The organism is Burkholderia sp. Bmkn7 (genome assembly GCF_041103175.1).
Classification (GTDB): domain Bacteria; phylum Pseudomonadota; class Gammaproteobacteria; order Burkholderiales; family Burkholderiaceae; genus Burkholderia; species Burkholderia cepacia.
The window spans coordinates 454,064-480,572 of the sequence record NZ_JBGCUH010000002.1 but is presented as its reverse complement, the minus strand read 5'-3'; the positions used below and the strand labels follow the sequence as shown (position 1 = coordinate 480,572).

28 protein-coding genes and 1 pseudogene are annotated in these 26,509 nt (G+C 65.0%); 22 read left to right on the top strand and 7 right to left on the bottom strand.

Going from position 1 to position 26,509, the window contains the following annotated elements:
• Positions 1 to 3: 3 nt before the first annotated feature.
• Positions 4 to 684, bottom strand: coding sequence for a hypothetical protein (locus tag AB3K92_RS08025; protein ID WP_042973529.1), 681 nt, complete (start codon positions 682 to 684; stop codon positions 4 to 6).
• 36 nt (positions 685 to 720) lie between these two features.
• Here AB3K92_RS08025 and AB3K92_RS08020 point away from each other — a divergent pair, with 36 nt between their 5' ends.
• Positions 721 to 936: a hypothetical protein gene (locus AB3K92_RS08020; protein ID WP_021157532.1), complete on the top strand. Its 216-nt coding sequence runs from the start codon at positions 721 to 723 to the stop codon at positions 934 to 936.
• On the opposite strand, the gene AB3K92_RS08015 is transcribed toward AB3K92_RS08020, so the two are convergent.
• Positions 912 to 1,832 carry a LysR family transcriptional regulator gene (locus tag AB3K92_RS08015; protein ID WP_042973576.1) on the bottom strand — a complete coding sequence of 307 codons (921 nt, stop codon included), beginning with the start codon at positions 1,830 to 1,832 and terminating at the stop codon, positions 912 to 914. The two genes, AB3K92_RS08020 and AB3K92_RS08015, sit on opposite strands and share 25 nt — an antisense overlap.
• A 132-nt stretch (positions 1,833 to 1,964) precedes the next feature.
• Here AB3K92_RS08015 and AB3K92_RS08010 point away from each other — a divergent pair, with 132 nt between their 5' ends.
• The 11 genes and pseudogenes from AB3K92_RS08010 (at position 1,965) to dctA (ending at position 11,903) form a co-directional block, all read left to right on the top strand.
• Complete coding sequence (locus tag AB3K92_RS08010) at positions 1,965 to 2,915, top strand: ketopantoate reductase family protein (RefSeq protein ID WP_027790148.1); 951 nt, start codon at positions 1,965 to 1,967, stop codon at positions 2,913 to 2,915.
• On the top strand, positions 2,912 to 3,304 hold the full coding sequence (locus AB3K92_RS08005) for a VOC family protein (RefSeq protein WP_059620176.1): 393 nt from the start codon (positions 2,912 to 2,914) through the stop codon (positions 3,302 to 3,304). Before AB3K92_RS08010 ends, AB3K92_RS08005 begins: the two co-directional genes overlap by 4 nt.
• A 2-nt stretch (positions 3,305 to 3,306) precedes the next feature.
• The gene (locus AB3K92_RS08000; RefSeq protein ID WP_059489770.1) at positions 3,307 to 3,765 is read left to right on the top strand and encodes a MaoC family dehydratase; all 459 of its coding nucleotides are present in this window, start codon (positions 3,307 to 3,309) and stop codon (positions 3,763 to 3,765) included.
• Positions 3,765 to 4,985 (top strand): CaiB/BaiF CoA-transferase family protein, encoded by a 1,221-nt coding sequence (locus AB3K92_RS07995; RefSeq protein ID WP_021157527.1) that lies wholly within the window; start codon positions 3,765 to 3,767, stop codon positions 4,983 to 4,985. Before AB3K92_RS08000 ends, AB3K92_RS07995 begins: the two co-directional genes overlap by 1 nt.
• Positions 4,985 to 5,818, top strand: coding sequence for a shikimate dehydrogenase (gene aroE, locus AB3K92_RS07990; protein WP_369464769.1), 834 nt, complete (start codon positions 4,985 to 4,987; stop codon positions 5,816 to 5,818). The genes AB3K92_RS07995 and aroE overlap by 1 nt, the downstream gene beginning before the upstream one ends.
• A 19-nt stretch (positions 5,819 to 5,837) precedes the next feature.
• Positions 5,838 to 6,281, top strand: coding sequence for a type II 3-dehydroquinate dehydratase (aroQ, locus tag AB3K92_RS07985; protein ID WP_021157525.1), 444 nt, complete (start codon positions 5,838 to 5,840; stop codon positions 6,279 to 6,281).
• Positions 6,282 to 6,485: 204 nt separating this feature from the next.
• Entirely contained in the window at positions 6,486 to 7,913 is a 1,428-nt protein-coding gene (locus AB3K92_RS07980; RefSeq protein ID WP_369464768.1) for an MFS transporter, read from the top strand.
• Between the two features lie 144 nt (positions 7,914 to 8,057).
• Positions 8,058 to 9,260 (top strand): MFS transporter, encoded by a 1,203-nt coding sequence (locus tag AB3K92_RS07975; protein ID WP_369465768.1) that lies wholly within the window; start codon positions 8,058 to 8,060, stop codon positions 9,258 to 9,260.
• A 52-nt stretch (positions 9,261 to 9,312) separates the two neighbouring features.
• Positions 9,313 to 9,600: pseudogene (locus AB3K92_RS07970) on the top strand (helix-turn-helix domain-containing protein); the annotation flags it as partial.
• Between the two features lie 17 nt (positions 9,601 to 9,617).
• On the top strand, positions 9,618 to 10,541 hold the full coding sequence (locus AB3K92_RS07965) for a LysR family transcriptional regulator (protein ID WP_318827607.1): 924 nt from the start codon (positions 9,618 to 9,620) through the stop codon (positions 10,539 to 10,541).
• Between the two features lie 33 nt (positions 10,542 to 10,574).
• Positions 10,575 to 11,903, top strand: a complete 1,329-nt coding sequence (dctA, locus tag AB3K92_RS07960) for a C4-dicarboxylate transporter DctA (protein WP_369464767.1) — start codon at positions 10,575 to 10,577, stop codon at positions 11,901 to 11,903.
• 24 nt (positions 11,904 to 11,927) lie between these two features.
• Here dctA and AB3K92_RS07955 read toward each other — a convergent pair whose 3' ends face one another.
• From AB3K92_RS07955 to AB3K92_RS07945, 3 genes are all read right to left on the bottom strand, one after another.
• On the bottom strand, positions 11,928 to 12,710 hold the full coding sequence (locus tag AB3K92_RS07955) for a substrate-binding domain-containing protein (protein WP_059811951.1): 783 nt from the start codon (positions 12,708 to 12,710) through the stop codon (positions 11,928 to 11,930).
• Positions 12,711 to 12,764: 54 nt separating this feature from the next.
• Entirely contained in the window at positions 12,765 to 14,060 is a 1,296-nt protein-coding gene (locus tag AB3K92_RS07950; protein ID WP_318828335.1) for an MFS transporter, read from the bottom strand.
• Between the two features lie 337 nt (positions 14,061 to 14,397).
• On the bottom strand, positions 14,398 to 14,931 hold the full coding sequence (locus AB3K92_RS07945; RefSeq protein WP_318827606.1) for a helix-turn-helix domain-containing protein: 534 nt from the start codon (positions 14,929 to 14,931) through the stop codon (positions 14,398 to 14,400).
• A gap of 185 nt (positions 14,932 to 15,116) precedes the next feature.
• Here AB3K92_RS07945 and AB3K92_RS07940 point away from each other — a divergent pair, with 185 nt between their 5' ends.
• From AB3K92_RS07940 to AB3K92_RS07915, 6 genes are all read left to right on the top strand, one after another.
• Positions 15,117 to 16,256: an NmrA family NAD(P)-binding protein gene (locus AB3K92_RS07940; RefSeq protein ID WP_369464766.1), complete on the top strand. Its 1,140-nt coding sequence runs from the start codon at positions 15,117 to 15,119 to the stop codon at positions 16,254 to 16,256.
• A gap of 69 nt (positions 16,257 to 16,325) precedes the next feature.
• A complete protein-coding gene (locus AB3K92_RS07935; RefSeq protein WP_369464765.1) occupies positions 16,326 to 16,928 on the top strand; it encodes a hypothetical protein in 603 nt (200 codons plus the stop codon).
• Between the two features lie 70 nt (positions 16,929 to 16,998).
• Positions 16,999 to 18,207, top strand: a complete 1,209-nt coding sequence (locus AB3K92_RS07930; protein ID WP_369464764.1) for an alpha/beta fold hydrolase — start codon at positions 16,999 to 17,001, stop codon at positions 18,205 to 18,207.
• A gap of 980 nt (positions 18,208 to 19,187) precedes the next feature.
• Complete coding sequence (locus AB3K92_RS07925) at positions 19,188 to 19,901, top strand: PadR family transcriptional regulator (protein WP_048021182.1); 714 nt, start codon at positions 19,188 to 19,190, stop codon at positions 19,899 to 19,901.
• A gap of 37 nt (positions 19,902 to 19,938) precedes the next feature.
• Complete coding sequence (locus AB3K92_RS07920; protein WP_059496690.1) at positions 19,939 to 20,760, top strand: siderophore-interacting protein; 822 nt, start codon at positions 19,939 to 19,941, stop codon at positions 20,758 to 20,760.
• A gap of 167 nt (positions 20,761 to 20,927) precedes the next feature.
• Positions 20,928 to 21,152 (top strand): hypothetical protein, encoded by a 225-nt coding sequence (locus AB3K92_RS07915; RefSeq protein WP_021157500.1) that lies wholly within the window; start codon positions 20,928 to 20,930, stop codon positions 21,150 to 21,152.
• A gap of 24 nt (positions 21,153 to 21,176) precedes the next feature.
• On the opposite strand, the gene AB3K92_RS07910 is transcribed toward AB3K92_RS07915, so the two are convergent.
• A complete protein-coding gene (locus AB3K92_RS07910; protein ID WP_021157499.1) occupies positions 21,177 to 21,758 on the bottom strand; it encodes an undecaprenyl-diphosphatase in 582 nt (193 codons plus the stop codon).
• 443 nt (positions 21,759 to 22,201) lie between these two features.
• Here AB3K92_RS07910 and AB3K92_RS07905 point away from each other — a divergent pair, with 443 nt between their 5' ends.
• Genes AB3K92_RS07905 through AB3K92_RS07890 form a run of 4 tightly spaced genes read left to right on the top strand, consistent with a single transcriptional unit; the run spans position 22,202 to position 25,519 of the window.
• Positions 22,202 to 22,942 carry an acetoacetate decarboxylase gene (locus tag AB3K92_RS07905; protein ID WP_021157498.1) on the top strand — a complete coding sequence of 247 codons (741 nt, stop codon included), beginning with the start codon at positions 22,202 to 22,204 and terminating at the stop codon, positions 22,940 to 22,942.
• Positions 22,943 to 22,994: 52 nt separating this feature from the next.
• Positions 22,995 to 23,780, top strand: coding sequence for a 3-hydroxybutyrate dehydrogenase (locus AB3K92_RS07900; protein ID WP_048021178.1), 786 nt, complete (start codon positions 22,995 to 22,997; stop codon positions 23,778 to 23,780).
• Positions 23,777 to 24,994, top strand: a complete 1,218-nt coding sequence (locus tag AB3K92_RS07895) for a patatin-like phospholipase family protein (RefSeq protein WP_021163707.1) — start codon at positions 23,777 to 23,779, stop codon at positions 24,992 to 24,994. Before AB3K92_RS07900 ends, AB3K92_RS07895 begins: the two co-directional genes overlap by 4 nt.
• 60 nt (positions 24,995 to 25,054) lie before the next feature.
• Positions 25,055 to 25,519, top strand: coding sequence for a hypothetical protein (locus tag AB3K92_RS07890; RefSeq protein ID WP_048021176.1), 465 nt, complete (start codon positions 25,055 to 25,057; stop codon positions 25,517 to 25,519).
• A 75-nt stretch (positions 25,520 to 25,594) separates the two neighbouring features.
• Here AB3K92_RS07890 and AB3K92_RS07885 read toward each other — a convergent pair whose 3' ends face one another.
• The gene (locus AB3K92_RS07885; RefSeq protein WP_021163709.1) at positions 25,595 to 26,479 is read right to left on the bottom strand and encodes a LysR family transcriptional regulator; all 885 of its coding nucleotides are present in this window, start codon (positions 26,477 to 26,479) and stop codon (positions 25,595 to 25,597) included.
• Positions 26,480 to 26,509: the final 30 nt, after the last annotated feature.

Genomic DNA, 26,509 nt, shown 5'->3' with positions numbered 1-26,509 from the left:
GCGTCAAAGATAAAAAGGGCGGGCCGACCTGAGCCCGACCAGATGCCGCACACGGTCGAACGCGGTAACCAGCGTTTCGCGCCACTGCGCGACTGGCCCGCGGATGCATACGGGTTCGAAATGGATCGTGTCCACACCTGCAGGAATACGGAACGGCCGCTCGATGCCATCGTCCGATTCGGTCACGAGTGCGGTGCCGTCGACTTCGGTCAGGCTCATCAACAGATGGGCGGGCGCAGTCGCGCCAAGCAGGTTGCGCAGGGGCGACTCGTTCGCGGACAACTGTTCGAGCAACGGCAGCTCGTACGCGCCGGGCCACCAGGTGTCGTGCTCGTCGAGCCACGGGCCGACGCCCGGCATGCCGACCATCTCGAGGACCTGGTCCGCACCGAGATGCGCATAGGCGCGACACCGGCCCGCCTCGTCGGTCGAAGCGCGCGCCAGCCAGCCGCCGGCGCTCGGCACGGAGTCCGTCAACACGACGTTCGCAGGCTTCAGTCGGCCGAGCATTTCAGCCGCGCTTGCAGCGGATCGGCGCCCTTCGCAGGATCGCTGTGCGTGATCCGGAACGATACGGCACACCCACTTGGGACCCTCCTGCAAGGCGGCGGGGACGTCGCCGGACCGGACTTGGGCGGTTCGCCTGCGGGCGTGTTCAACGATGACGATTGGCGTGTCCGGCATACAACTCTCTCGTGCTTGCGGGGCCGCGTCGCAGCGATGCTGGCGCGCTTCATGGATCGGCCGACGGTGTTGGGGCTGGAGAAATCATATCGCCTCGATGCGACTGAAAAAATCTCAACCGAATCGAACATCGACGTAAAACGTCGAAAAATACGGCTTTCAGGACGTTTCTCATCCAACCCGACGCCGGCCAGTCCGGCATCCGTCGCGAACGCCAAACCCGCAGGTCAATCCGATGCACCGAACAGTTGAATCACGACACCACGCAGCCATCGATTGCCCGCCTCATGGTGATATCGCGCATGCCAATGCTGCCGTACCGCAAACCCGTCGACCGGGATCGGGCACGCATGAACCGCCAGATCGCTCGCCTGAGCCAGTGTCTGGCCGATATGACGGGGTAGCGTCGTAATCAGGTCGGTCGTCTGGACGATCGCCCCCAGCCCCAGAAAACCCGGCAGCTCCAGCACGACGTCGCGCTCGATGCGCGCCTGCCGCAGCGCCTGCTCGAGGAGTTGCGCGCCCGTTCCCGCCGTAATGGCGACATGTCCTTCGGAACGATACTGCTTCGCCCCGAGGCGACCGCGAATCCTCGGGTGATGCCGGTTGGCCAGGCATACCCAGTCCTGGTCGTACAGCTTCTGCTGATAAATGCCGCCGCCGAGCCACGGCACATAGCCGATCGCGAGATCGGCTTCGCCGGATTCGAGCGCGCGCTCCGTATTGCCGTCGATCCGTGCGGCTTCCAGCCGGACGCCGGGCGCCTGCGCCCGGACATGGGCCAGCAGCCGCGGAAGCAGCGTGATGTGGCTCGCGTCGGTCATGCAGATGCGAAACCGTCGCTGGGCCGTCGCCGGATCGAACGCGATCTCCCACGCGGTGAAGCGCCGCAGGGATTCGAGAATTTCCCGGCACGGCCCGATCAGCGCGTCGGCTTGCGGTGTCGGCGCCATGCCGCCGGGCGTCCGGATGAAAAGCGGATCGTGCAGGTGTTCCCGCAAGTGCCCGAGCCAGATGCTGACCGTCGGCTGGCTCTGGCCCAGTTGCTCGGCTACGCGCGTGACGCTGCGCACGTCGTACAGGAGATCGAAAAGCTGAAGCAGCTTCAGGTCGGGCAGGTCGGCGGGCATCGCGGCGTTATTGTCGATGGCAATGACGCCATTGTATCCATTGCATTGGCGGCATGAGCGGCAACGCCTATCGTGAGGCCATACGTCAGCTTTGCATGGGACCGGAGTAAGGCGCCAAAGCGCCAACTCCGGTCGACACAGGAGAATCCATTGAAAATAGCAATTCTGGGCGCCGGCGCACTGGGCTGCGCGATCGGCGCCACCCTCACCCAAGGCGGCCATGAGACCTGGCTGATCGACCGCTCGCCCGCCCACGTCGATGCGATGAGCCGCGACGGCCTGCGCGTCGACGATGCCGGCGGCACCCGCCACGTGCGCGTCCACGCGACGACCCGGGCTGCCGATGTCGGCGTGGCCGACCTGGTGGTGGTGCTGGTCAAGTCGTTCCACACCGATGCGGCCATCCGCGGCGCCCAATCGCTGGTGGGGCCGGATACCGCCGTGCTGTCGCTGCAGAACGGCCTCGGACACGAGGACATCCTGATCGACGTCGTCGGCCGCGAGCGCGTCCTCGCGGGCAAGACCTACGTCGGCGGCGTGCTGCGCGGCGCGGGCCATATCGAATCCGGCGTGATCGGCAAATACACCTACATCGGCGAACTCGACGGCCGCATCACACCGCGTGTCGAGGCGATCGCCGCGGCGTTCAATGCCGCCGGCCTCGCCACGACGATCAGCGACAACATCGTCGGCACGATGTGGGACAAGCTGCTGGTGAACGTCGCGACGGGTGCGCTGACGGGCCTGACCGGCCTCACCTACGGGCAGCTTTACGACGAGCCGCTGCTGAAGGCGACGTCGCTCGCGGCCGTGGCCGAGGCGATCGCGGCGGCGCAGGCTGCGGGCGTGAAGCTGTCGATGACCGATCCCGAACAGGCATGGACGTTGGCCGCCGAGGGGCTGCCCGCGACCTTCAAGACGTCGATGCTGCAAAGCCTGGAGAAGGGCTCGATCACCGAGATCGACTTCATCAACGGTTCGGTCGTGCGCTGGGGCCAGCGCTACGGCGTGCCGACCCCGGTGAATGCAACGCTCGTCGCGTGCATCAAGGGGCTGGAGCGCGCGATGGCCGACCGCCAACGGCAGGAGGCGGCCGCATGAATGCCAAGAAAGCCTATCTCGAACACGTTGCGATCTGGGTGAAGGACATCCGCTGGCACATCCGTTTCTTCGAGGACGTGCTCGGCATGACGCTGCGCGAAGTCGACGGCACGCTCGACGCACCGCGGCAGTACTGGACGCTCGGCGGCCTGCAGTTCATCCACGCGCCGGAATACGCAGGCCCGGAAGGCCGCCTCGCGCATCTCGGCGTGATGTGCGAAGACCTCGAGGCCGCGCTGGCCGCAGCCCAACGATTCGGCGTGACGGAGATGCCGCAGGGGCGCAACTGGCTTCGCCTGCCAGACGGGCTCGCCGTCGAACTGATCCAGGCCCGGCCGGCTTCCTGCGTCGCACAAGCGCTGGCAATCAACCCGCGTGCGGAGGCATGAGCATGACGATCGTCGAAAAATACTGGGACGACGCCCGCGAGGGTGACACGTGCACGAGCCCGAACTACATCGTGACCAAGGAGCGCATTCTCGCGTACGCCGACCTCACCGGCGACCATACGCCCGTCCACGTCGACGAGGAATACGCGAACGCGAGCCATTTCGGGTGCCTCGTCGCGCACGGGCTGTTCGGCCTGTCCATCGCCGACGGCCTGAAGACGCAGAGCGACTATCGCTTTCTGCCGGGGATGTCGCTCGGCTGGACCTGGGATTTCCTGCTGCCGATCAAGGTCGGCGACGTGCTGCACGTGAAGTTCAGCGTCGGCTCGATGCGGGCCAGCAAGAGCCGCCCGGACTGGGGCATCGTCGTGCTGCCGTCGGAGCTGATCAATCAGGACGGTCAGGTCGTTCAACGCGGCGAGCATCGCCTGATGGTGCCGCGCCGCCCGGAGGCACTGTAATGCAGGCTCGCCCACTCGAAGGCATTCGCGTCGTCGACTACAGCCATTTCCTTGCCGGGCCGTATGTCGGGCGCTGTCTCGCGGCGCTCGGCGCCGAAGTCATCAAGGTCGAACGGCCCGGGTCAGGCGACGCCGGACGGCAGCACGCGACCGTGCTCGACGACCAGCAAAGCGGCTACTTCCTGCAGCTCAACATGGGCAAGCGCGGCGTGAGCGTCAACATGAAGGACGCACGCGGCAAGGCGTTCATGCAGCGGCTGTGCGACTCCGCTGACGTGTTCATCGAGAACTATCGGCCGGGCGCGCTGGACAAGCTCGGGCTCGGTTATGCCGAACTGTCCGCGCGCAATCCGGGCCTCGTCTACTGCTCGATTTCGGCGTACGGGCATACCGGCCCCGACGCGCATCGCGCGGGCTTCGGGCTGATCGCGGAAGCCAAGAGCGGGATCATGCAGATGGTCGGCACGCCGGGCGAGCGGCCGCCGCTGCTGCGCATCTCGCTCGGCGACATGTACACCGGCATCCATGCGGTCGCGGCCATCAACGCCGCGCTGCTCGGACGCGTGAAGAGCGGCCGCGGGCAACACGTCGACATGGCGCTGTACGACACGCTGGTATCGATGCACGAATACGCGGTGCAGTGCTACACGCTGCAGGGCGTGCTGCCCGAGCAGACCGGGCACGACATGCCGACCTCGACGCTCTACGGCGTGTTCCGCGCCGCGGACGGCGATCTCGTGATCGCCGCGCAAGTCGACGACGCGTGGAAGCGCTTCGCCGAGCTGATCGCGACGCACGGCGGCCCGGCGGGCTTCGGCGCCGATACGCGGTTTCACGACAGCACCGGGCGCAATGCGCACCGCGCGGAGATTCTGTCAGTGGTCGAGCCGTGGGTGGCCGCGCGTTCCGTCGCGTCGGTGCTGGATCTGCTGGACGGCATCGACGTTCCGTGCGCGAAGGTGCAGCGCATCGACGAGGTGTTGAACGATCCGCAGATCCAGGCCAGAGGCATGGTCGTCGAGCAACAGCATCCGCGCTACGGGACGCTGCGCCTGCCCAACCTGCCGTTCCGGTTTTCCGATTGCGATACGACGATTCGCGACGTCGCGCCCGATCTCGGGCAGCACAACGCGGAGATCGCGCGCTCCCTCGGGTTCGATTCGGCCGAAATCGACGCGATGCAGGCCGACGGCGTCCTCTACTCAAAAGCGAGCCAATGATGACCGACCAATACGCGGTGATCGGCAATCCGATCGGACACACGAAATCCCCGTTGATTCACGGCCTCTTCGCGCAGGAGACGCGGCAGGACCTCGGCTATACGGCGATCGAGGGGCCGATCGAACCGGCAGGCGCCTTCGCTGACGCGGTTCGCGCGTTTTTCGACGGCGGCGGCAAGGGCATCAACGTCACCGCGCCGTTCAAGCTCGACGCGTTCGCGATGTCGGACGAACGCAGCGAGCGCGCGCAGCTCGCGGGCGCGGCCAACGCGCTCAAGTTCGAAGGCGGCCGCATCCTGGCGGACAACTTCGACGGCATCGGGCTGGTGCGCGATATCGAAACGAACCTCAATCTGCCGATGGCCGGCAAGCGTGTCCTGGTGCTCGGTGCCGGCGGCGCGGCACGCGGCGCGCTGCTGCCGTTCCTCGAAGCCGGCCCGGCGGAACTCGTCATCGCGAACCGCGACGTCGACAAGGCGCGCGCAATGGCCGCGCAGGTTGCCGGACGCGGCCCGCTCGTTGCCAGCGGTTACGCGGACCTCGCACGCATGGGGCGTTTCGACCTGGTCGTCAATGCCACGTCGGCGAGCCTGACCGGCGACCTGCCGCCGGTTCCGCCGAGCGTGTTCAGTCCGGCCGGCACGGCCTACGAACTGGCATACGGCAAGCGTCTGACGCCGTTTCTCCGGCTCGCGAAAAACGCAGGCGTACACGGGATCGCGGATGGCGTCGGCATGCTGGTCGAGCAGGCGGCCGAAGCGTTCGCGTGGTGGCGCGGCGTACGCCCCCAGACCAGCGCGGTGATCGATCGTCTGGCCGTGCCCTTTGATTGAACACGCAACGGAGATTCGCATGAAGAAGATCCTGATGCTGCACGGCATCAATCACAACATGTTCGGCAAGCGCGATCCGGCGCAGTACGGGACGATCACGCTCGCGCAGATCGATGCGCGGCTGCAAGGGCTGGCGACGGAACTGGGTGTGCAGGTGGAATCGTTCCAGACGAATCACGAAGGCGCGATGTGCGAGCGCATTCATCGCGCTTTCGAGGAACACCAGGACGCGGTGCTGATCAACGCGGGCGCATGGACGCATTACAGCTACGGCATTCGCGATGCCCTTGCGATCCTCACGTGCCCGATCGTCGAACTGCACATGTCCAACATTCACGCACGCGAGCCGTTCCGGCATCACTCCGTCCTGGCCGAGATCGTCAGCGGGCAGATTTGCGGTTTCGGTGTCCAAAGTTATCTGCTCGCGCTGAGGGCCGCGGTTTCGGCGCTCGGCGACGAATAAGCCGATTCCCGCATCGCTGCCGATGCGGGACCGACGCGCATGCGCAGCCGTCGCCAGGGCGCGGCGTTGCGCACCGCGCGTGCTCGCCGCGCGCCGTATCGACGGGCCGCGGTCAGGTCGCACGACGGGGTCGACACATCGGGCAGTGACGACTCCCCGCATCACCGCCTTGCCCGGCACACATATCAATATCCGGAGACGACGATGACCACGACCTTGCGAGACGAGCCCAGGGGCAGGCACCAATCGAGAAAAGCCGCCATCAGCGGCTGGATCGGATCGGTGCTCGAATACTACGATTTCTTCATCTACGCCACGGCGTCGGCGCTGATCTTCCCGCAGATATTCTTTCCGCACGGGAGCCCCACGACGGCCATCATCGCGTCGCTGGCCACTTACGGTGTCGGCTACGTGTCCCGCCCGATCGGCGCGTTCGTGCTGGGCCATCTCGGCGACACGCGCGGACGGAAAACCGTCCTGCTGTTCTGCATGTTCCTGATGGGCATCTCGACCGTCGGCGTCGGCCTCCTGCCGACCTATCAGCAAGCCGGGCTGATCGCGCCCGCCCTGCTGGTCACGCTGCGCCTGCTGCAGGGTTTCGCCGTGGCCGGCGAGATCACCGGCGCGAGCTCGATGATCCTGGAACACGCGCCGTTCGGCCGGCGCGGCTACTTCGTCAGCTTCACGCTGCAGGGCGTGCAGGCCGGGCAAGTGCTGGCCGCCGCCGTGTTCCTGCCGCTCGCCTACTACATGCCGTCCGCGCAATTCGATAGCTGGGGCTGGCGCATTCCGTTCCTGCTGAGTGCGCTGGTCATCGTCGCGGGCCTGATCATTCGCCGCGAGGTCGACGAGTCGCCGGCCTTCGACGAAGCGGTACGCAACCGGTCGCAAGCCGGCTCGCCGGTGGCCGACGCTTTCAGGCACCACTTTCCCGACATGCTGCGCGTGGCCTGCATGTCGATGATGAACGTGATTCCGGTCGTCGCCACGATCTTCGGCGCGGCCTATGCGGTTCAGCCTGCATATGGAATCGGATTCCAGAAGGATGTCTATCTCTGGATCACGGTGGTCGGCAATATCGTTGCGATGATCGTGATTCCGTTCGTCGGCAACCTGTCCGACCGCGTCGGCCGCCGGCCGCCGATCATCATCGGCTCGCTGGCCGCCGGGCTGCTCGCGTTCGCGTACCTGTATGCGATCAGCATCCGGAACGTGCCGCTCGCATTCGTGATGTCGATGCTGATGTGGGGCGTGGTGTACCAGGGCTACAACGCGGTATTTCCCGCCTTTTACCCGGAACTCTTCCCGACCCGCACGCGCGTCTCGGCGATGGCCATCGCGCAGAACCTCGGTACCGCGGCCACGGCGATGCTGCCCGCACTGTTCACCGCGGTCGCGCCGCCCGGCGCCCATCACGTCTGGCTGATCGTCGGTGCGATCGCGTTCGGCATCACCGTGATCGCGTCGCTCGCGGCCTGGAGCGCACGCGAGACCAGTCGTATCCATTTGAACGACCTGGGCCGAGCGAACGCGCAACCGGTCGGCAAGGCAGAATACGACCTGCTGCGCGCCGAGGCGCTGTCGCACGATCGCATCGCGCGCGAACCCGTGCCCGGATCCGTCGGCAGCTAGCCGGCGTTCGGCGGGGCGTCGGGTTCGGCGCCCCTTCCGCCCAGCCACTTCAGCTCGCCGCGGCCGCCCTCGCCGGGCGAGCAACCTGGCGTAACCGCTGCCCTTATTCGAAGCACGATGCCCGATACCGTGTCGAAAACCGCCATGCCGGACTCCACGCGACCCGCTCGCCTGAACTTCGCGCTCATGTTGCCGCTTCTGCTGGCGGCCCAGCCGGTGGCGACCGACAGTTACCTGCCGGCGCTGCCCGAAATCGCCGCCACGCTGGGCTCCGCCAGTATCAGCCTCACGGTTTTCGCGCTGATATTCGGTGTCGGGCAATTGCCGATGGGCAGCCTTTCCGACCGGTTCGGCCGCCGCCCCGTCCTGCTGGCCGGCCTTGCGCTCTATGCACTGTCCGCACTGGCCGCTGCGCTGGCCTCGACCGCGGCGATGCTGGTGGCCGCTCGCGCGATGCAGGGGCTGGCCATGGCCGCGATACTGGTATGCGCCCGTGCGACAGTGCGAGACCGGTATTCGGCGGGCGACGGCCCGTACGTGATGGCGCGCGGTTTCATGGGGATGGGAATGATGGCGTTCCTCGCCCCGATCCTCGGTGCGTATGTCGCACAGCAAGCCGGATGGCGATGGGTGCTCGCGGGGATGAGCGCGTATGCGTTCGGGCTGCTCGTCATGTGCTGGTACGGCTTCGAGGAAAGCTTCGCGCGAAGCGCGCCAAGCCGGAACTCGACCCGGGAGGTGCGCGAGATATTCGGCAATGCCCCGTTCAGGGTGTGGACACTGCTGGCCGCGTCGACGTACACCGGCATGTTCTGCTTCCTGCTGCTGTCTCCGGCTATCTACATCGGGCAGTTCGGCATCTCGCCCCAGCGTTATGGCTGGATACCGGCAAGCGGTACGCTCGTCTATGTCCTGAGCACGTTCGGCTGCCGCGTGCTGCTGCGCCGTCAGAGCATGTTGCGAACGGTGCGGCAAGGCGCAACGCTGAGCCTCTGCGGCGCGGTGATCCAGGCATTGGGGTGCGCGCTGCTTCCCGGCAGCATCTGGCCGCTGCTCGTCGGGCATGGCGTGTATTGCCTCGGCCACGGAATCCATCAGCCGTGCGGGCAGGCAGGGGCGGTCAGCGGCCTGCCTCAACTTGCAGGCCGCGCCGTATCCTGGTCCGGCTTCATCATGATGTTCTTCGCGTTCAGCGTAGGACAAACGGCAGCGGGATTCGCCGATCCGCGTTATCAAGCTGGCGCATGGCCGATGGTTGTGCCGATGCTCGTCGTCGGCGTGACGCTGGTAACGATTGCGTATGCGTGGCTGCCAAAAGTCATCCACGCGACCTTGGTCGCCCGGTAATCTCCTCGATTTCCACGATCCGACGATCTGCCGCCGCGCAAGGATCACACGCCTCAAAGAGACCGGGTTCTCACCGGCCCGTTACGTGCCGGCTGCGCGGGTCGGGCGTGCGAAGGCATGGCTGCAGCGGGCCGACCGGCCGCTCGAACGGATAGCCGAACGATCGGGATCGGGAAGCGTGGACGCATTGCAGCGTGCGTTTGCAACATGCATCGGCGCATCGCCGCGAGACTATCGTGCGCGGTTCGGGCAACCACGGCGGGCAAACCCGAAGACATCGGTTTCAGGCAACGCAACGCGCCTGGCGCCGGCGGAATCATGCACAATGCACCGCATCTGAGTGGCGGAGATTTGCCTGTGGGGATCAACTTCGATTTAACCGACTTGCAGGCATTTCGCGCCGTCGTGGAAACAGGCAGCTTCCGAAAGGCCGCCGACGCAGTCAACATTTCCCAGCCGGCCTTGAGCCGTCGTATCGACAAGCTCGAGGAAGCGCTCGGCGTGCGACTGTTCGAGCGCACCACGCGCAGCGTCTCGCTCACCACGGTCGGGCGCGTGTTCGCGCAGAGTGCCGAACAACTGCTCGACGATCTCGATGCCGCCCTGCTCGGCATTCGCGACGTTTCATCGAGCCGCCTGGGCCATGTGACGATCGCATGCGTGCCGTCGGTCGCCTACTACTTTCTTCCCGCCATCGTCGCGCGCTATCATCAGCGCTTTCCGCGCATCCGGGTGAAGCTGCTCGATGCAAGCGCCAACGAGGTGCTCGGGGCTGTAATCAGCGGCGAGGCGGATTTCGGCGTGAGCTTCATCGGCAGCCAGGAGGCTGAGATCGAGTTCAAGGTGCTGCTCCAGGAACGCTTCGTTGCCGCCTGTCGCCGCGACCACCCGCTCGCGCGCAAGAAGCGCGTGACCTGGAACGAGCTTTACGAGCACGATTATGTGGCGGTCGACAAGACTTCCGGCAACCGTCTGCTGCTCGACCAGGCGCTGACCGCCGTCGCGCCGCGCGCGCCGAGCGTCTGCGAGACACGCCACGTGACGACCCTGCTCGGATTGATCGAAGCGGGGCTCGGCGTCGCCGCGGTCCCGTCGATGGCGATGCCTGGGCATGACCACCCGATTCTCACGAGCGTGCCGCTCGTCGAACCGGTCGTCAAACGGCGCGTGGGAATCGTGAAGCGGCGCGGACGACCGCTCACACCGGCCGCCGAGGCATTTCATCGGATGGTCATCGAGGCGAAGCGTGGCGGGACCGCAAGCAGTGGCGCATCGGCATAACGACGACAGAGAGACACGAAGGAAGACCGGACAGTGAGGTTGGCCAGGCCGCTTGGATCGCTTTACGTGCAGGTTCTGCTCGCGATGATGCTCGGCATGGGCATCGGTCACGCATGGCCCGCGGCGGGCACGATGCTCAAGCCCCTCAGCGATGCGTTCGTCGGCCTGGTCAAGATGACCATCGCCCCGATCGTCTTTTGCACGATCGTCTCGGGCATCACGTCGCTGGCGAACGGGAAGGCGATCGGCCGCACGATCGTGCGGGCACTGGCGCTCTTCTATCTGTTGACCGCCGCTGCGCTCGCGCTCGGACTCGTCACCGCATATGTGCTGCAGCCCGGCGCCGGCATGCACGTCGATGTCCACCACCTAGATGCAGGCATCCTCGCTCCGTATGCGAAGCATGCGCAGCCGCGGGGGCTTGTCGCGTTCGGGCTGAGCGTGATTCCGGACACGATGCTCGGCGCGTTCGCCAAAGGCGAAGTGTTGCCGGTGCTGCTGCTGTCGCTGTTGTTCGGCTTCTCGCTGAATGCGCACCCGCGGGCCGGCCGGCCCGTTCTTGCGCTGATCGACGGTGTCGCCCAGGTCGTCTTTCGCGTGCTCGCGATGATCATGCGGCTCGCGCCGCTCGGCGCATTCGGCGCGATGGCGTTCACGGTGGGCCGTTTCGGCATCGGTTCGGTCGGCTCGCTCGCGAAGCTGATGGCGTCCTTCTACGTGGCCTGCGTGCTGTTCGTCACGCTGGTGCTCGCACCGCTCGCGCGACTGCACGGTTTCGCGCTGTGGCGGCTCCTGCGCTACATGCGCGAAGAATTGCTCATCGTCCTCGCGACATCGTCCACGGAGCCGGTTCTGCCGCGTCTGATCGTCAAGCTGGAGGCACTCGGCTGCGACAAGGGCATCGTGGGGCTCGTGCTGCCGGCGGGCTATTCCTTCAATCTGGACGGTACCGCGATCTATCTGACGCTCGCGGCATTGTTCATCGCCCAGGCGTGCGACGTGCCGCTCTCCGCGTCACAGATCGCGGTGATGCTCGCCATCATGCTGCTCACATCGAAGGGGGCGGCCGGTGTGTCGGGTAGCGGGCTGGTCGCGTTGGTCGCCACACTCGCCGTCATGCCCGACCTGCCCGTCGCCGGCGTCGCACTGCTGGTCGGCATCGATCGTTTCATGTCGGAGGCACGCGCGCTAACCAGCGTGATCAGCAATGCATGCGCGGTGATCTTCGTTTCGCTGTGGGAAGGTGCGTGCGATCGTACGCGTCTTGCGCAGAGGCTCGCGGCGGGCGGGCCGGCCTCGCCGGACGGGGCCGATGAAAACGGTGTCGCGGAAGACGGCGGCGGTGACGGGAAGGCGGTCTGACACCAGCCTTCCCGTCGATCAGGCTCAATGAGCGGAAGCGGAATCCAGCCCGGTCGATTGCACGTCGGCCTGCACGTCGGGCGACGCCAGATAATCGAGCAGCGCCTTCGCTTCCTTCGGATGCTGCGCGCCGACGGGGATGCCGGCAGCGAAGCGCGTGACGGACTGCAGCGATTCGGGAATCTTGCCGACGAAGGTCGCACCGTGGACGGGCAGCAGCTCGCTGACCTGCTGGAAGCCGATTTCGTAGTCGCCGTTCGCGACGACGGACGCCACCGGAATCCGCGGGATCATCTTCGCCTTGGACTTCACCTGCTCCTCGATGCCGAGCTTCTTGAACAACTCGCGTTCGATATACACGCCGCTCGCGCTGTCCGAGTAGGCGATCGACTTCGCGTGCAGCAGCACCTGCTTGAGACCTTCGGCGGTGCTGATGTCGGGCTTTGCCGCGCCGTCGCGCACGACCATGCCGATGCGCGAATCGGCCAGCTCGACGCGGGATCCCGGGATGACCTTGCCTTGCTTGATCAGTTCGTCCAGCGCGTAGCCGACCATGATGACGGCGTCGGCGGGCTCGCCGCGCGCGAGCCGGTTCGGAATCGCTTCGGGCGACTTGCCCATCGACGGGCCGAGCGCGGTGTCGAGCGTATTGCCGGTCGTGGACGCGAACCGCGGGCCGAGCAGTTTATAGGCGGCCGTGAAGCCACCCGAGCTCATCACGTGGAGCTCGGCCGCCTGCACGTTGGCCGCAAACGCCGCGGTGGCGACGAGCGCGGTCGCGCAAAATTTCAGGAGCTGATTTCTCATGGTCGTGGTCATGCGAATTCGTGTGGGTGGGTGAGGTTTCGGATGGGCTGAACATCAATGCGCCGGCGTGAGCGTCGCCGTGCGGTGACGGTAGAGCGCGAACGTCGCAAGCAGCGCGCACACCGCGGCGAAGCTCATCCAGTAGCCGGGTGCGGCCTTGTCGCCCGTCATGTGAATGAGCCCGGTCGAGATGGCCGGCGTGAAGCCGCCGAACACGGCCGTCGCGAGGCTGTAGGCGAGCGAGAAGCCCGCGACACGCACCTGCACCGGCATCACTTCGGTAAGCGCGACGACCATCGCACCGTTATAGATCCCGTACATGAACGAGAGCCAGAGCAGGACGAGCAGCATGTTGGCGAACGACGGCGCGTGAGCGAGGAACGACAGCGCCGGATAGGCGGTCAGGACGGTGAGCATCGTCATGCCGACCAGCAGCGGCCGACGGCCGAACCGATCGGACAGCGCACCGCCGATCGGCAGCCACACGAAGTTCGACACGCCGACGCAGAGCGTCACGAGCAGGCTGTCGGCAGTGCTGAGATGCAGCACCGTCTTACCGAAGGTCGGCGCATAGACGGTGATCAGATAGAAGCTCGTGGTGGTCATCGCGACCAGCATCATGCCGGCGACCACGACGCCCCAGTTCTGAACCAGCGTGCCGAACACTTCCTTCATTCCAGGGCGATGCTTGCGCGCCTTGAATTCCTGGGTTTCCTCCAGGTTGCGGCGCAGCATGAAGATGAACGGCACGATCATGCAGCCGACGAAGAACGGCACGCGCCATCCCCAGGCGGCGATCTGCGATGCGCTCAGCCACTGATTGAGCGCAAAGCCGAGGCCCGCCGCGATGACGATCGCAACCTGCTGGCTGGCCGATTGCCAGCTGGTGAAGAAGCCCTTGCGGCCGGGCGTTGCCAGCTCGGCGAGATAGACCGATACACCGCCCAGCTCGGCGCCTGCGGAGAAGCCCTGCAGCAGCCGCCCGATCAGTACGAGCACGGGGGCCAGCAGCCCGATCGACGCGTAGCCCGGCACGAACGCAATCAGGATGGTGCCGCTCGCCATGATGGACAGCGTGACGATCAGGCCCTTGCGGCGGCCTACCTCGTCGATGTACGCGCCCAGCACGATTGCGCCCAGCGGCCGCATCAGGAAGCCGGCGCCGAACACGGCGAAGGTCATCATCAACGAAGCGAACTCGCTTTGCGCAGGGAAGAAGACATTGGCGATCTGCGTGGCGTAGAAGCCGAACAGGAAGAAGTCGAACTGCTCGAGAAAATTGCCGGCCGTGACGCGAAAGATCGCGGCGGCCTTCGAACGTTCGGCCGGAAGGCTGGACGAGGGGTGCATCGAGGTGTCTCCTGAAAATCCGGAAATATGCGGGGCGGGACGATTGTCGTTTTCCGGAATGTTCTCCCGGCGTCGATCAAACGATAAGTGCGATTTTTGGAAGAATTGATGCACCGAGGTTATCAATCGACACGGCGCCGCCTGTTTCGATCAGCGCCTGCACGCCGGGCGACGTCGGCGGGCATCACGAGATGTCGAGCTGATCAAGCGAAACACTCGGCGAGGGCCGAGGATGCGCTGCTCGCCAGGATCGCCCACGATCGCCAGCGCAGCGTGCTGCCTGACGAGGTGTCCGGGAAGAACCTGATGGCGTTCTACGGAGAAACCCGGGCGACCATCAAGCAGGCGCTCGTCCGCCTGGCGGATCTGCTTTTCGGCGACGCCGGTTACCGTGCGACAGGCGCCAGCGGACCAGCTCGTCTGCGCCGGGACCTTCCTGGATCTCCAGATCCGCCGCGTCGGTCCGCTCCCCCGTCTCCTGATCGATAAAGCTCCACCGCACCTCGGCGCCTGTCTTTCGATTCACGAACTTCATCGGAGGCGCCGAAGCGCCGGAAACGTCCAGACTGTCCCCAATCTGGGCAAGTACCGGCATCACCGGGGCGATCTGCAAGCCCTTGTGAGTCAGGAGATATTCAAATCGCTCCGGATTCACCTGATAGCGCCTACGCTCAACGAGGCCGTTGGCCTCCAGATGCTTGAGCCGGTCGCTGAGCGTCGCGTTGGTGATGCCGGACGACTGGCGAAACTCGTCGTACCGGCTGAGCCCGCAGACAAGGTCGCGCAGTATCAGCAAGCCCCATCGGTCGCCGATCGCCGCCATGACGCCGGCAATCGGGCACACCATTCCGTCAAAACCCTTCGAGCGCATGGCCGTTTCCCTGATTAGCCCCGGCGATCGTCGCCGAGAGTGAGTCTCATTATAAGAGTCGCATGAGCGTCGGCAGGACGTTTCCCTCCAAGAGCCCGCCGCCTTCCCAGTTCAAGTGCCGAAATATTCTTGTCTTGTGGGACACTCACTCTTATTATAAGAGTGAGTGTCCCACTTGTTGACCGATGTCGTCAGTGAGCGTCCGTAGCATCGAACTCAAGGAAACCATCATGCCTCCTCACGCCCCTTCCAGAATCTTCGTCATCGGTGGTACAGGCGCGCAGGGCCTGCCTGTCATCAGCGCGCTCGTCGCGGACGGCAAGTATTCCGTTCGCGCGTTGAGCCGGGATCCCGATTCCCGGCGCGCCAAGGCGCTGCTCGCACTCGGCAACGTGTCGATCCTGAAAGGCACGTTTGCCGACGAAGCCGTTCTGCGGGCAGGCTTTCGCGGCTGCGACGGTGCGTACGTCAATCTGGACGGGTTCAACACCGGCGAGAAAACGGAGATCTACTGGGCGATACGTTGCTACGAAATCGCGCTGGAAGAAGGCATCGAGTTCTTCGTGTATGGCAACCTCGACTACGCGCTCAAACAGGCCGGCTACGATTCGCGCTTTCGTGCTGGCCACTACGACGGCAAGGGCCGCGTGGGCGAATGGATCCTGTTCCAGAACCAGACGAACCGGGACCGCATGGGCGCGGCCGTGTTCACCACCGGGCCATACATGGAGATGGCCATTTCGGCGAAGACGCCGATGATGCCCTTCGTCGAGGACGGAGTCGTCACCTGGCGCGTGCCGCTCGGCAACGGCGCGGTGCCGCATGTCGCACTGGAGGATTGCGGCTACTACGCGCGCTGGCTGTTCGATCACCCGGAGCGCGCGAACGGCATGGATCTCCAGGTCGCCATCGAGCACGTCGAGTACGGGAAACTGGCCGAGGCGTTCGAACGGGTAACGGGGCATCCGGCGCGCTATATCGACACGGATCTGGACACTTACTGGAACGGCCCGCTCAAGATGGCGGCGAGCTCGCCCGCCGGATACAACGCGGACCCGAATGACAAGAGCACGATGAGTTTCCGCGACAACTTCACCGGTTTCTGGAACATCTGGAAGCACGGCGTCATCCGACGCGACTACGCGCTACTCGACGAAATCCATCCGAACCGTATCCGGACCGTCGAGCAATGGCTTCGACGCGAAGACGAGCGTGGCCGGCAGCAAGGCAAAGGAAGTCTCTGGGAGCGGGTGCAGCCGGAAACCCTGCTCAAGTCGGTGCCGCTTCTGAAGGTGTCCGAAGACGGCAGAAAAGGCGCGCTTTAATCTACGGCATCGCGTTCGGTCGATACCGGGAATTCGATCAATGCTTAGTTTACCTAACTGGATTCTGAAATGAATCAGATCGTCGAGATCCGGAAGAACGGCGGGACGGGCTTGCTGGGTGTGCTGATCGTCTGGGGACTGGCTGTTGCCGCGGCGGCCGAAGCGGGGGTTTATCGAGCGATCTACCCGCTGGGGCTCGCCTGCCTCATTGCCCTCGGTATCGTGGCGCCAGTCGTCGTTTATTCGATGTCCCGGAGCTTTCGCACATACATCGCGACCATCGGGCTAAGAACGCTGACGGCATTTCATATCTGGCGGATTGCGGCCGCGCTCGTCTTCTTCTGGTACGGGGCGCACGATCTCCTGCCGGAAGCGTTCGTCAGGAACGCGGGATGGGGGGACCTCATCGCGGGGTTGATGGCGTTCGGCGTCACCATGCTGCCGAAAACACGCAACCGGTATCTGACCTTTCATCTGTTCGGGTTCGCAGATTTCGTCGTGGCGGTCGGTACGGGATTGACCTATTTCCTGCTCAACGATCCCCGCATGTCCGGCATCCAGACACTGCCGATGGCATTGATCCCGTTCTACGGCGTCGGAATATCAGGAGCGAGCCACATCATGGCGTTCGACCTGCTGCGCCGCCGCCCGGGCCTCTCGAACGTGCGGTGAAGCTTGCCGAAGCAACGGCACTGGCGCGCCCTGTGCAAAACCGCTTCTTCAATCGGACAAGGAAATCATCGTGAACTTTCGTCGTACCCGTGCCGCAGCCAGCGTGCTGTTCGGCTTACTGCTGTGCGGCCCCACGTTTGAGGACACCGCGTCGGCGCAGCCCGGTATCCCGTCGGCCGCCTCCGCCGGCGAAGCGACGGCGCCGTGGGACCCGCGCGCGAATCCGACGGCCGTCGAGGCCGATGCCTGGTTCGACAACTACCGGTTCCGGGATGGCGAGACGCTGCCCCGGCTGAGGATCCACTACGCAACGCTCGGCACGCCGCATCGCAATGCCCATGGCGCCGTTGACAACGCCGTCCTGGTCCTGCACTGGACCGGCGCGGACAGTCGAACGCTGCTGAGTCCGACCTACACAAAAGCGCTGTTCGACCGGGGACGTCCACTCGACGCGAATCGCTACTACCTGATTTTTCCCGACAACGTGGGCCACGGCCAGTCGAGCAAACCGAGTGACGGGTTAAGGGCGAAATTTCCAAACTACGATTACGGCGACATCGTCGATCTCCAGCACAAGCTGGTGACCGAAACCTTGGGCATCGAGCATCTTCATGCGATTCTCGGCATGTCGATGGGCGGCATGAACGCCTGGCAATGGGCGGAAACATATCCGGACATGATGGACGGCGTCATGCCCGTGGTCTCACTACCGATTACGGTCTCGGGCCGCAATCTGCTGTGGCGGCGCATGGTGATCGACTCGATCCGTTCCGATCCCGACTGGAAGAGCGGGCAGTACACGCAAACGCCCCGAGGCTGGGTCCAAGGCTTCGGTGTGTTGCGAATGATGATCGACAGTGCGCCCGCGCTACAGCAGGAAATTCCGGACGGCGCGGCGGCAAGCAAGTTTCTCGCGACCGTGCGCTTCCAGGCGGAGCATATCGACGCGAACGACATTCTTTATTCGCTCAAGTCGTCGTTTGACTACGATCCCGAGCCAGGGCTTTCCAGGATTCGGGCCAAGCTGTTTGCCCTGAATTTCTCCGACGACGAATTCAACCCTGACACCCTGCGCGTTCTCGAGCGACTTGTGCCAACGCTTCAGCATGGCCGGTATCTGGTGCAGCAGGGCACACCGTCATCGCCGGGCCATTTCACGATGACTCGTCCCGATCTTTGGGCGCAGCATGTGGGCGAATTCATGCAATGGCTGGGCGAGGCACCCACACAAGCGAGTCTTGGCGATATCCGGCCGATTCCGGTTTCAGCCGGCTCATGATGTGTTCTACGAGGGATGGGGCCGCGGCGACCGCTTCTGAATCTCGATGTCGCAATTGAGCGGTCTATTGAAGGATCGGCCAGTGGCAGCTACTGGCCGAGACTGCATAAAAGCGCGTTCGATCACCTGGACTGGATCAACCCGTTCCGATGAGAAGCGACGAAGGGGCGTTTTGTCGACGGAGAGGACCACAAGCAAGTAACGTTGCGTCCCGAATGTCTTGATGACTTCATCGCCGAGGACAAATCACTCCCGCTACACCGTTTGCATGAGTTGAGCAGATCTTCCGACTGGGCCAGCGAGTGCTGGATCAGTTCGTTAGCCTATGTATCGAGAGACTGCACATTTTCGGGCACAGCAACAACCGAACCCATAAACCCGACGATCAGGTCGGGCTGTTCGATCGCATATCCGCTGGGCGCGAGTACCCGGTTCACGTAGTGCCAGGGCGGCAGCCCCATATTCGGATGCGTCGATCGATATCGCATATGCCGTCATGCAGGGCTTCAACAAAGAGTGCGGCGTTATCGGCGAACCGTCACTGAAATTCAAGAGCGTCGCAATTTCGCTACCCAAAAGACACCGCAAGTTTCGAGCCGCGCCATAACTGCGGCGCTCGATGCGCAGCGCTCGTACAGTGCCCGGCCAGTTGGCGACCCAGTAGTTACATCGCTCGAACACAGTCTTCGCCCGTCCTGCTCGTGGGTTGCTCCAACAAGCGTGGTCACAGCGTCGAGCTGACGATGTCGGCATGCTCGTCTACCGAGGCGGGCAAGCGGATCGACAGATATTCGATGTCTCGGCAAACGAACTCGCCCGCTGAAAACTATTGAAAATACGATCTCAGTAGTTCTGCTCAAGCACCGCAAAAGTGGTCACCTTTTTGCCGGCCCCCACCATCCATCCCCAATAAATCCCCTTGACGGCCTATCTTTCGATATATATCTTTAGATATGTTTTCCGACATATAGGACACGATCATGCGACACAACCCTTCCCGCGGCCATGCCCGAAGCGACGGTCATGGTGCGCATGCCCGCCCTGACTGGTTCGCCGGTCTCTGGTACGCGATCGGCCGCCACCGTCGCGGCCACGATCCGTTCGGTGGCGGCGGCCCGTTCGGCGGCCGCGGCGGGCGCGGCGGCTTTGGCGATTTCGGCGACGACGGCATGCCACGCGGCCGCCAGTTCAGCTCCGACGATCTCCAGTTGCTGTTGCTTGCGCTCGTCGCCGAGCAACCGAGCCATGGCTACGAGCTGATCAAGGCGCTCGACACGCGTTCGAACGGTTTCTACAGCCCGAGCCCCGGCATGGTGTATCCGGCGCTCACGTATCTCGAAGAAGTCGGCTTCGTCGCGTCGCAGGCGGAAGGCAACCGCAAGCGTTATGCACTGACCGACGCCGGCCGCACCCATCTCGACGCCCAGCGCGAACGGGTCGACACGCTGTTCGCACGCCTCACGCACCTCGCGCGCAAGATGGAGTTCATGCGCCGTGCGTTCGCCGGGGAATCGGCGGGCAACGAAACGCAGGACGAAACGCAAGCAGGCTGGCTGCCGGAGTTCGTCGAGGCGCGCCTCGCACTCAAGCGCGCGTTGCTGCACAAGAGCGCAGCCGGCCCGGATGAACAGCGCCGCGTCGCGGCCATCCTGCGCCGCGCGACGGGCGAAATCGAAGGCGGCACCGGCGCGTGATCCGCGCCGCCCCGTCAAACCTCAGGAGAACGGATTGATGCAGAACACATCCGAGCGCACCGTGACCCGCGTGCGCCACACCCTCAAGTTCCGCTTGCTGCAGGTCCAGCGCGTGCACGCCGTGACGCCGCACCTGCTGCGCGTCACGCTCGGCGGCCCCGATCTCGCGGATTTCGAATCCGCGTCGTTCGACGATCACGTGAAGGTATTTTTCCCGCCGCCCGGCGCCGAACGGCCTGCGATGCCGACGCTCGGCGCGAACGGTCCGGAGTTTCCGGAAGGCGAACCGAGGCCGGTCGCGCGCGACTTCACGCCGCGCCGCTTCGACCGCGCCGCCCGCGAACTCGACCTGGAATTCGTGCTGAACCACCCGGGCCCCGCGTCGCAGTGGGCCGCCCAGGCACGCGTCGGCCAATGGCTCGGCATCGGCGGCCCGCGCGGTTCGTTCGTTGTCCCGACCGGTTTCGACTGGCACCTGCTGATCGGCGACGATACGGCGCTGCCGGCGGTCGCGCGGCGCCTCGAGGAATTGCCGGCCGGTGCGCGCGCGGTCGTCGTGATGGAAGTCGCAGATCGCACCGCGCAGATCGCGTTCGACACGCGCGCCGACGTGCATGAAATCTGGCGCTTCCGCGCCGAAGCCGACGCCGCGAACGGCGATGTGCTGCTGAATGCCGTGCGCGACCTGCCGCTGCCGCCGTCCGGCGACGGCTACGTGTGGGCGGCAGGCGAAGCGCTGTCGATACGCGCGGTACGCCAGCACCTGACGGGCGAGCGCGGCGTCGACAAATCGCGCATCCGCGCGGCGGCCTACTGGAAGCGCGGCGCGGCGGCCGTGCACGAAACCCTGGAAGATTGACGGATGCGGGTAGCCGTCAAAGGCGTACCCGGTTGACCGGCGGATGACACAATCGTCGCGTCGGCGCACCAGCGGGCTTGGCACCGCTATCGCGACTGGTATATATCTGTGTGTGCGACGCCGCTGTCGGGCGACAGCCGTCGCAGCCTGCCCAGGAGCGTCCGGTCATGACAAAAGAAAGCCCCGCTTCGCCTTTCCTTCGCAACCTGAAGATCGCCGGCTATTGCGGCCTTGCCGCGGTGGTACTTGCGCTGTTCGTCGCGATGTGCGCGATCCTGAAGGAAAGCGCGCTCGATCGCGACGCCGCGCAACATCCGGCCGATACGCCCGAACTGCACGATGCGGGCGGCGGACCATCCGCATCGGCTGAACCGGCCAGGACACCCGGCTGACGGCGTCCGGCCCGATCCCCCCGCTTACGGCGCGTGCCGGCGCCCCATCACGACTGCATGCACCGAATCGCCGAGCCGTTCGAGCAGCGCGGTCGCGCGTTGTCCATACAGGTGCGCGGCCAGCGCGCCGGCCGTACCGACCAGCACGCCGCCCGCCATGTCGAACGGCCAGTGCACGCCCGCATAGATACGCCCCCATGCAATCGCCGCGGCCAACGCGGCCATCACGAACCCGGTGAGCCGGGTCGTGCCGCCGAGCATCAACCCGACTGCCATGCTCCACGCGAACGTCATGTGGTCGCTCGGAAACGAGCTGTCCGGCGCATGCGGAATCAGTTGCGTGCCGACGCCGGCCATGAACGGACGCGGCGAGAACCAGAAATGCCCGATGACCTGCGCGAGCGCGATCGCCACGCACACGCCGACGCCGGCTTCGATCGCCTGGCGCCGCGTCGTGCGTGCGCCGAAGATCCAGGTCAGCAGCAGCATCGCGGGCAGCGCATAGACGAGCCAGTCGGCGGCGAAGATGGCGAGGCGGGCAACGCCCGGCTGCGGCGCAACCCCGGCGTTGATGGCGGAAAAAAGGGTGAGATTGAGGGTCTGCATGAATCCGGTTGCGTGGGGCGTAAAAACTCGGCCGGTTGCCCGGCCTGATACGAACGATGCTAGGGCGCTCCCGCTTAAGCGATGCTTAATGCGGCAGTCGCACGCGACGAAGCCCGTCGCGGCGAACGCACTTAGAGCCTGCACTGCAGCACAAGTTCACACAATTGTCACATTCCCGAGCGACCGCCTCCCGGAAACGCTCACCTACCATCCCGTAAAGACTCACCTTTTTCACATCGTGACGTCATCGATGCATGCGAATATCGGGACGCCGGGTGCCGTCCAGGCCGTTTGCATCATTCATCTCAATATTTACGCGTCGAATTCTACGAAATCGGCAACAATTAATTCCATATGCGGCATCGCACAACGGCAACGCACAGGCATAGGATTACGAGCTTACGAGCACTCATCCACGAAGCGATCAACAACAAGGAGTCCGCATGAAACCCAGCGATGTCCGATCGAAAGCGTTTGCGATGCCGTTGACCAGCCCTGCCTTCCCGATGGGCCCTTACCGTTTCGTCGATCGTGAGTTCCTGATCATCACGTATCGCACCGATCCGGACCGTCTCCGCGAAATCGTCCCCGAGCCGCTGCAGGTCACCGAGCCGCTCGTGCATTACGAATTCATCCGCATGGCCGATTCGACCGGCTTCGGCGATTACACCGAAAGCGGCCAGGTCATTCCCGTCGAATACAACGGCCAGCCGGGCGGCTATACGCTCGCGATGTATCTCGACGATCACCCGCCGATCGCCGGCGGCCGCGAACTGTGGGGCTTCCCGAAGAAACTCGCATCGCCCACGCTGCACGTGAACACCGACCACCTCCTCGGCACGCTTGACTACGGCAAGGTGCGCGTCGCGACCGGCACGATGGGCTACAAGCACAAGGAACTCGACATCGACGAGCAGACGAAGCGTCTTGCCGGCCCCAATTTCCTGCTGAAGATCATCCCGCACGTCGACGGCACCGCGCGCGTCTGCGAACTGGTGCGCTACTACATGCAGGACATCAAGATGAAGGGCGCGTGGACGGGCCCCGCATCGCTCGAGCTGGCGCCGCACGCGCTCGCGCCGGTAGCCGACCTGCCCGTGCTCGAAATCGTCGAAGCCCGGCACATCGTCGCGGATTTGACACTGGGCCTCGGCGAAGTCGTCTACGATTACCTGGCTCAGTAACACGTCCGCAGTCCTTTCTCCCTGTCAAACCTTTCACCACGGGAATTCGAACATGAGCAACCTGAATGGCAAGACCGCAGTCGTCACGGGCGCCGCGAGCGGCATCGGCAAGGAAATCGCACTCGAGCTCGCGAAAGCGGGCGCGGCCGTCGCGATCGCCGACCTGAACCAGGACGGCGCGAACGCCGTTGCCGACGAGATCGTCAAGGCCGGCGGCAAGGCGATCGGCGTCGCGATGGACGTGACGAACGAGGAAGCCGTGAACAGCGGTATCGACAAGGTGGCCGAAACGTTCGGCTCGGTCGACATCCTCGTGTCGAACGCGGGCATCCAGATCGTCAACCCGATCGAGAACTACTCGTTCTCCGACTGGAAGAAGATGCAGGCGATCCACGTCGACGGCGCATTCCTGACGACCAAGGCCGCGCTCAAGCACATGTACAAGGACGATCGCGGCGGTGTCGTGATCTACATGGGTTCGGTGCACTCGCACGAAGCGTCGCCGCTGAAGTCGGCGTACGTGACGGCCAAGCACGGCCTGCTCGGCCTGGCCCGCGTGCTGGCGAAGGAAGGCGCGAAGCACAACGTGCGCTCGCACGTCGTGTGTCCGGGCTTCGTGCGCACGCCGCTGGTCGACAAGCAGATTCCGGAGCAGGCGAAGGAGCTCGGGATCAGCGAAGAGGAAGTCGTGAAGAAGGTGATGCTCGGCAATACGGTCGACGGCGTGTTCACGACGGTGCAGGACGTCGCGCAGACGGTGCTGTTCCTGTCGGCGTTCCCGAGCGCCGCGCTCACGGGCCAGTCGTTCATCGTCAGCCACGGCTGGTTCATGCAGTGAAGCCGCGCGCCCCCACGGAAAAGCAGGCCGTCGATGCGGCGGACCTGCATCACGAAGCCGGCGCACCGGTCCCCGCACGGTCGCTGCCGTACGAAACGATTGCACTCGTGCTGCAAGGCGGCGGCGCGCTCGGCGCGTACCAGGCCGGCGTGTTCGAAGGGCTGCACGAGGCGGGCATTCCGCTCGACTGGATCGCGGGCATCTCGATCGGCGCGCTCAACACCGCGCTGATCGCGGGCAATGCGCCCGAGCATCGCGTCGAGCGGCTGCGCGAGTTCTGGGAAACGATCTGCAAGCCGGCGTTCTTCCCGACGGTTCCGGCCGCATTCGAGTTCGCGCTGTTCAACAGCATCGACCAGGTTCGTACGTTCTTCACCGCGTCGCAGGCCGCAAGCGCGATGATGCAGGGCCAGCAGGGCTTCTTCGTGCCGCGCTTCCCGCCGCCGCTGCCGGGCGTGTCGGATCATCCGGAGAAGATCAGCTGGTACGACACGTCGCAATTGCGCGCGACACTGCTGAAGCTGTGCGATTTCGACCGGATCAATTCTGGCGAAACGCGCGTGTCGGTCGGCGCGGTCAACGTCGGCACCGGCAACTTCGTGTACTTCGACAACTCGCGCATCCGCCTGGCACCCGAGCATTTCATGGCGTCCGGCGCGCTGCCGCCCGCGTTCCCGCCGGTCGAGATCGACGGCGAGTACTACTGGGACGGCGGTGTCGTGTCGAACACGCCGCTGATGGAAGTGCTCCGCGCACGGCCGCGCCGCGACACGCTCGCGTTCCAGGTCGACCTGTGGAGCGCGCGCGGGCCGCTGCCGCGCACGATGGCCGACGTCGCCGAGCGCACGAAGGACGTGCAGTATTCGAGCCGCACGCGCTTCGTGACCGACACGCTGCAGCGCGAACAGCGCTACCGCAACGTTTTGCGCCACGTGCTCGAGCAGGTGCCGGAAGAGCAGCGCAAGGCGGATCCCTGGTGCGTCGAGGCCGATGCGATGTCGTCCAGCAAGAAGTACAACATCCAGCACCTGATCTACCAGCAGAAGGCGTACGAGCATCACTACAAGGACTATCAGTTCGGTCTGTCGACGATGCGTGACCACTGGTCCGCGGGTCTCGACGACATCCGCAAGACGCTCGCAGTCAAGGACGGCCTCGCGCTGCCCAACAACGACGCGGGCTTCGTGACGCACGACATTCACCGCAAACGGTAATGCCGTGCGCGACGGATCGGCGCGATGCATGTGCCGGTCCGTCCCCTTCCCCGATCAGACATGCCGATTTTCATTGCACTGTTCGCGCTCATCGCTGCCGGATGGGGCGCGGTTCACCTGTTTCACGTCATCGCCGCGCAGTTCGGCCAGCCGGTCGCGATCGCGGCCGCCGTGCTCGCCGCCGCGATCCTGATCGCGCTGGTCGCCTGGTGGATCAAGCGCCGCCGCGACATCGCACCGAATACGAAGGAAGAAGGCTGGACCCACGTCGTGCATCGCGCGTGGGGCGAGCTGCGCGTGTCCGCGACGCAGGGGCTGCTGTGGCTGTCGCACGACGGCGCGGACGGCCGCTATACGCTGTCGCAGCTCGACGGCTGCCAGGCTGCGCCGATCGGCGGCCGCTGGCATCTCGTCGTGCACGTGCGCGACGGCGTGCGCAGCGAATGGAAGCTGCCGATGATGGACAAGCGCGACGCGCAACGCTGGGCGCGCGTGCTGACGCTCGCGAAGGACAACCGGCTTTGAGACGGCATGCCGTGGATGCACGGGCACGGCATGCGCGCATGAACAGCCGCGCCGCCTAGCCTGCATGCCGGTGCGCTATCGCGCGCCGAGCGCCCACAACGCATCGAGTACATGCTGGGTCGCCCGCTCGACCGGCCCCGCCCGATGGGCGATCCCCAGTTCACGCCACAACGCCGGGCGCAACGCCCGCATGACAATGCGCGCATCGGGGAGCGGGGCGCCCGCCTCATGCGGCAGCAGCGTCGCGCCGTACCCCGCGGCGACCAGGCTCTTGATCGCATCGTTGTAGTTGAGTTCGATCCGCGGCTCCGGCCGGTGGCCGCCGAGCGCAAACCATTCCGTCGTCAGCCGTGACAGGCGGGTGGTCGCATCGTTGAGAATCAGCGGGCGGGCGGCCAGATAGCCGGGCGTCACGCGCGCCGGAAGCGGCCAGTCCGCCGGCAGAAAAGCCATCACCGGATCGCGCCGCCACGCACGGATCGACAGCCCCGCGACGGCCGTCTGCGGCAGCGCCACCAGCCCGACATCGAGCGTGCCCTGCGCGATGCGCGCCAGCGTGTCGTGCGACGTGAGCACCGCGATCTGGACATCGATGTCCGGATGCTGCTCGCGCAAGCGGGCCACCGCCTGCGGCAGCAGGTGCGCGATCGCCCCGGTCGATGCGCCGAGGCGCACGCGTCCGGTCAACCCCTGCACCTGTCGCTGCACATCGTCCAGCGTGGATTCGACCTCGGCCAGCAGGCGGCGCGCGCGCTCGACCAGCACTTCACCGATGGGCGACGGCCGCACGTTTCCGCGCGTGCGGGACAGCAACGGCGCGCCGATGCGACTCTCCAGTTCGGCAACGTGAAGACTGACGGTCGGCGGCGCGAGGTGAAGCAGTTGCGCCGCGGCGACAAAGGACCCTTGGTCCGCGATGGCGACCAGCGTGCGCAGGCGGTCCAGGCTGATCTCCCGCATTCTCCACCCCTCGTTCAAGAAAACTGAATC

Excerpts from the sequence above, each read along its gene's own strand:
- AB3K92_RS08025 (WP_042973529.1), bottom strand. The coding sequence starts at position 684 with ATGCCGGACACGCCAATCGTCATCGTTGAACACGCCCGCAGGCGAACC.
- AB3K92_RS08020 (WP_021157532.1), top strand. The coding sequence starts at position 721 with ATGCTGGCGCGCTTCATGGATCGGCCGACGGTGTTGGGGCTGGAGAAA.
- AB3K92_RS08005 (WP_059620176.1), top strand. The coding sequence starts at position 2,912 with ATGAATGCCAAGAAAGCCTATCTCGAACACGTTGCGATCTGGGTGAAG.
- AB3K92_RS08000 (WP_059489770.1), top strand. The coding sequence starts at position 3,307 with ATGACGATCGTCGAAAAATACTGGGACGACGCCCGCGAGGGTGACACG.
- AB3K92_RS07995 (WP_021157527.1), top strand. The coding sequence starts at position 3,765 with ATGCAGGCTCGCCCACTCGAAGGCATTCGCGTCGTCGACTACAGCCAT.
- aroE (WP_369464769.1), top strand. The coding sequence starts at position 4,985 with ATGACCGACCAATACGCGGTGATCGGCAATCCGATCGGACACACGAAA.
- aroQ (WP_021157525.1), top strand. The coding sequence starts at position 5,838 with ATGAAGAAGATCCTGATGCTGCACGGCATCAATCACAACATGTTCGGC.
- AB3K92_RS07980 (WP_369464768.1), top strand. The coding sequence starts at position 6,486 with ATGACCACGACCTTGCGAGACGAGCCCAGGGGCAGGCACCAATCGAGA.
- AB3K92_RS07975 (WP_369465768.1), top strand. The coding sequence starts at position 8,058 with ATGCCGGACTCCACGCGACCCGCTCGCCTGAACTTCGCGCTCATGTTG.
- AB3K92_RS07955 (WP_059811951.1), bottom strand. The coding sequence starts at position 12,710 with ATGAGAAATCAGCTCCTGAAATTTTGCGCGACCGCGCTCGTCGCCACC.
- AB3K92_RS07950 (WP_318828335.1), bottom strand. The coding sequence starts at position 14,060 with ATGCACCCCTCGTCCAGCCTTCCGGCCGAACGTTCGAAGGCCGCCGCG.
- AB3K92_RS07945 (WP_318827606.1), bottom strand. The coding sequence starts at position 14,931 with ATGCGCTCGAAGGGTTTTGACGGAATGGTGTGCCCGATTGCCGGCGTC.
- AB3K92_RS07940 (WP_369464766.1), top strand. The coding sequence starts at position 15,117 with ATGTCGTCAGTGAGCGTCCGTAGCATCGAACTCAAGGAAACCATCATG.
- AB3K92_RS07935 (WP_369464765.1), top strand. The coding sequence starts at position 16,326 with ATGAATCAGATCGTCGAGATCCGGAAGAACGGCGGGACGGGCTTGCTG.
- AB3K92_RS07925 (WP_048021182.1), top strand. The coding sequence starts at position 19,188 with ATGCGACACAACCCTTCCCGCGGCCATGCCCGAAGCGACGGTCATGGT.
- AB3K92_RS07920 (WP_059496690.1), top strand. The coding sequence starts at position 19,939 with ATGCAGAACACATCCGAGCGCACCGTGACCCGCGTGCGCCACACCCTC.
- AB3K92_RS07915 (WP_021157500.1), top strand. The coding sequence starts at position 20,928 with ATGACAAAAGAAAGCCCCGCTTCGCCTTTCCTTCGCAACCTGAAGATC.
- AB3K92_RS07910 (WP_021157499.1), bottom strand. The coding sequence starts at position 21,758 with ATGCAGACCCTCAATCTCACCCTTTTTTCCGCCATCAACGCCGGGGTT.
- AB3K92_RS07905 (WP_021157498.1), top strand. The coding sequence starts at position 22,202 with ATGAAACCCAGCGATGTCCGATCGAAAGCGTTTGCGATGCCGTTGACC.
- AB3K92_RS07900 (WP_048021178.1), top strand. The coding sequence starts at position 22,995 with ATGAGCAACCTGAATGGCAAGACCGCAGTCGTCACGGGCGCCGCGAGC.
- AB3K92_RS07890 (WP_048021176.1), top strand. The coding sequence starts at position 25,055 with ATGCCGATTTTCATTGCACTGTTCGCGCTCATCGCTGCCGGATGGGGC.
- AB3K92_RS07885 (WP_021163709.1), bottom strand. The coding sequence starts at position 26,479 with ATGCGGGAGATCAGCCTGGACCGCCTGCGCACGCTGGTCGCCATCGCG.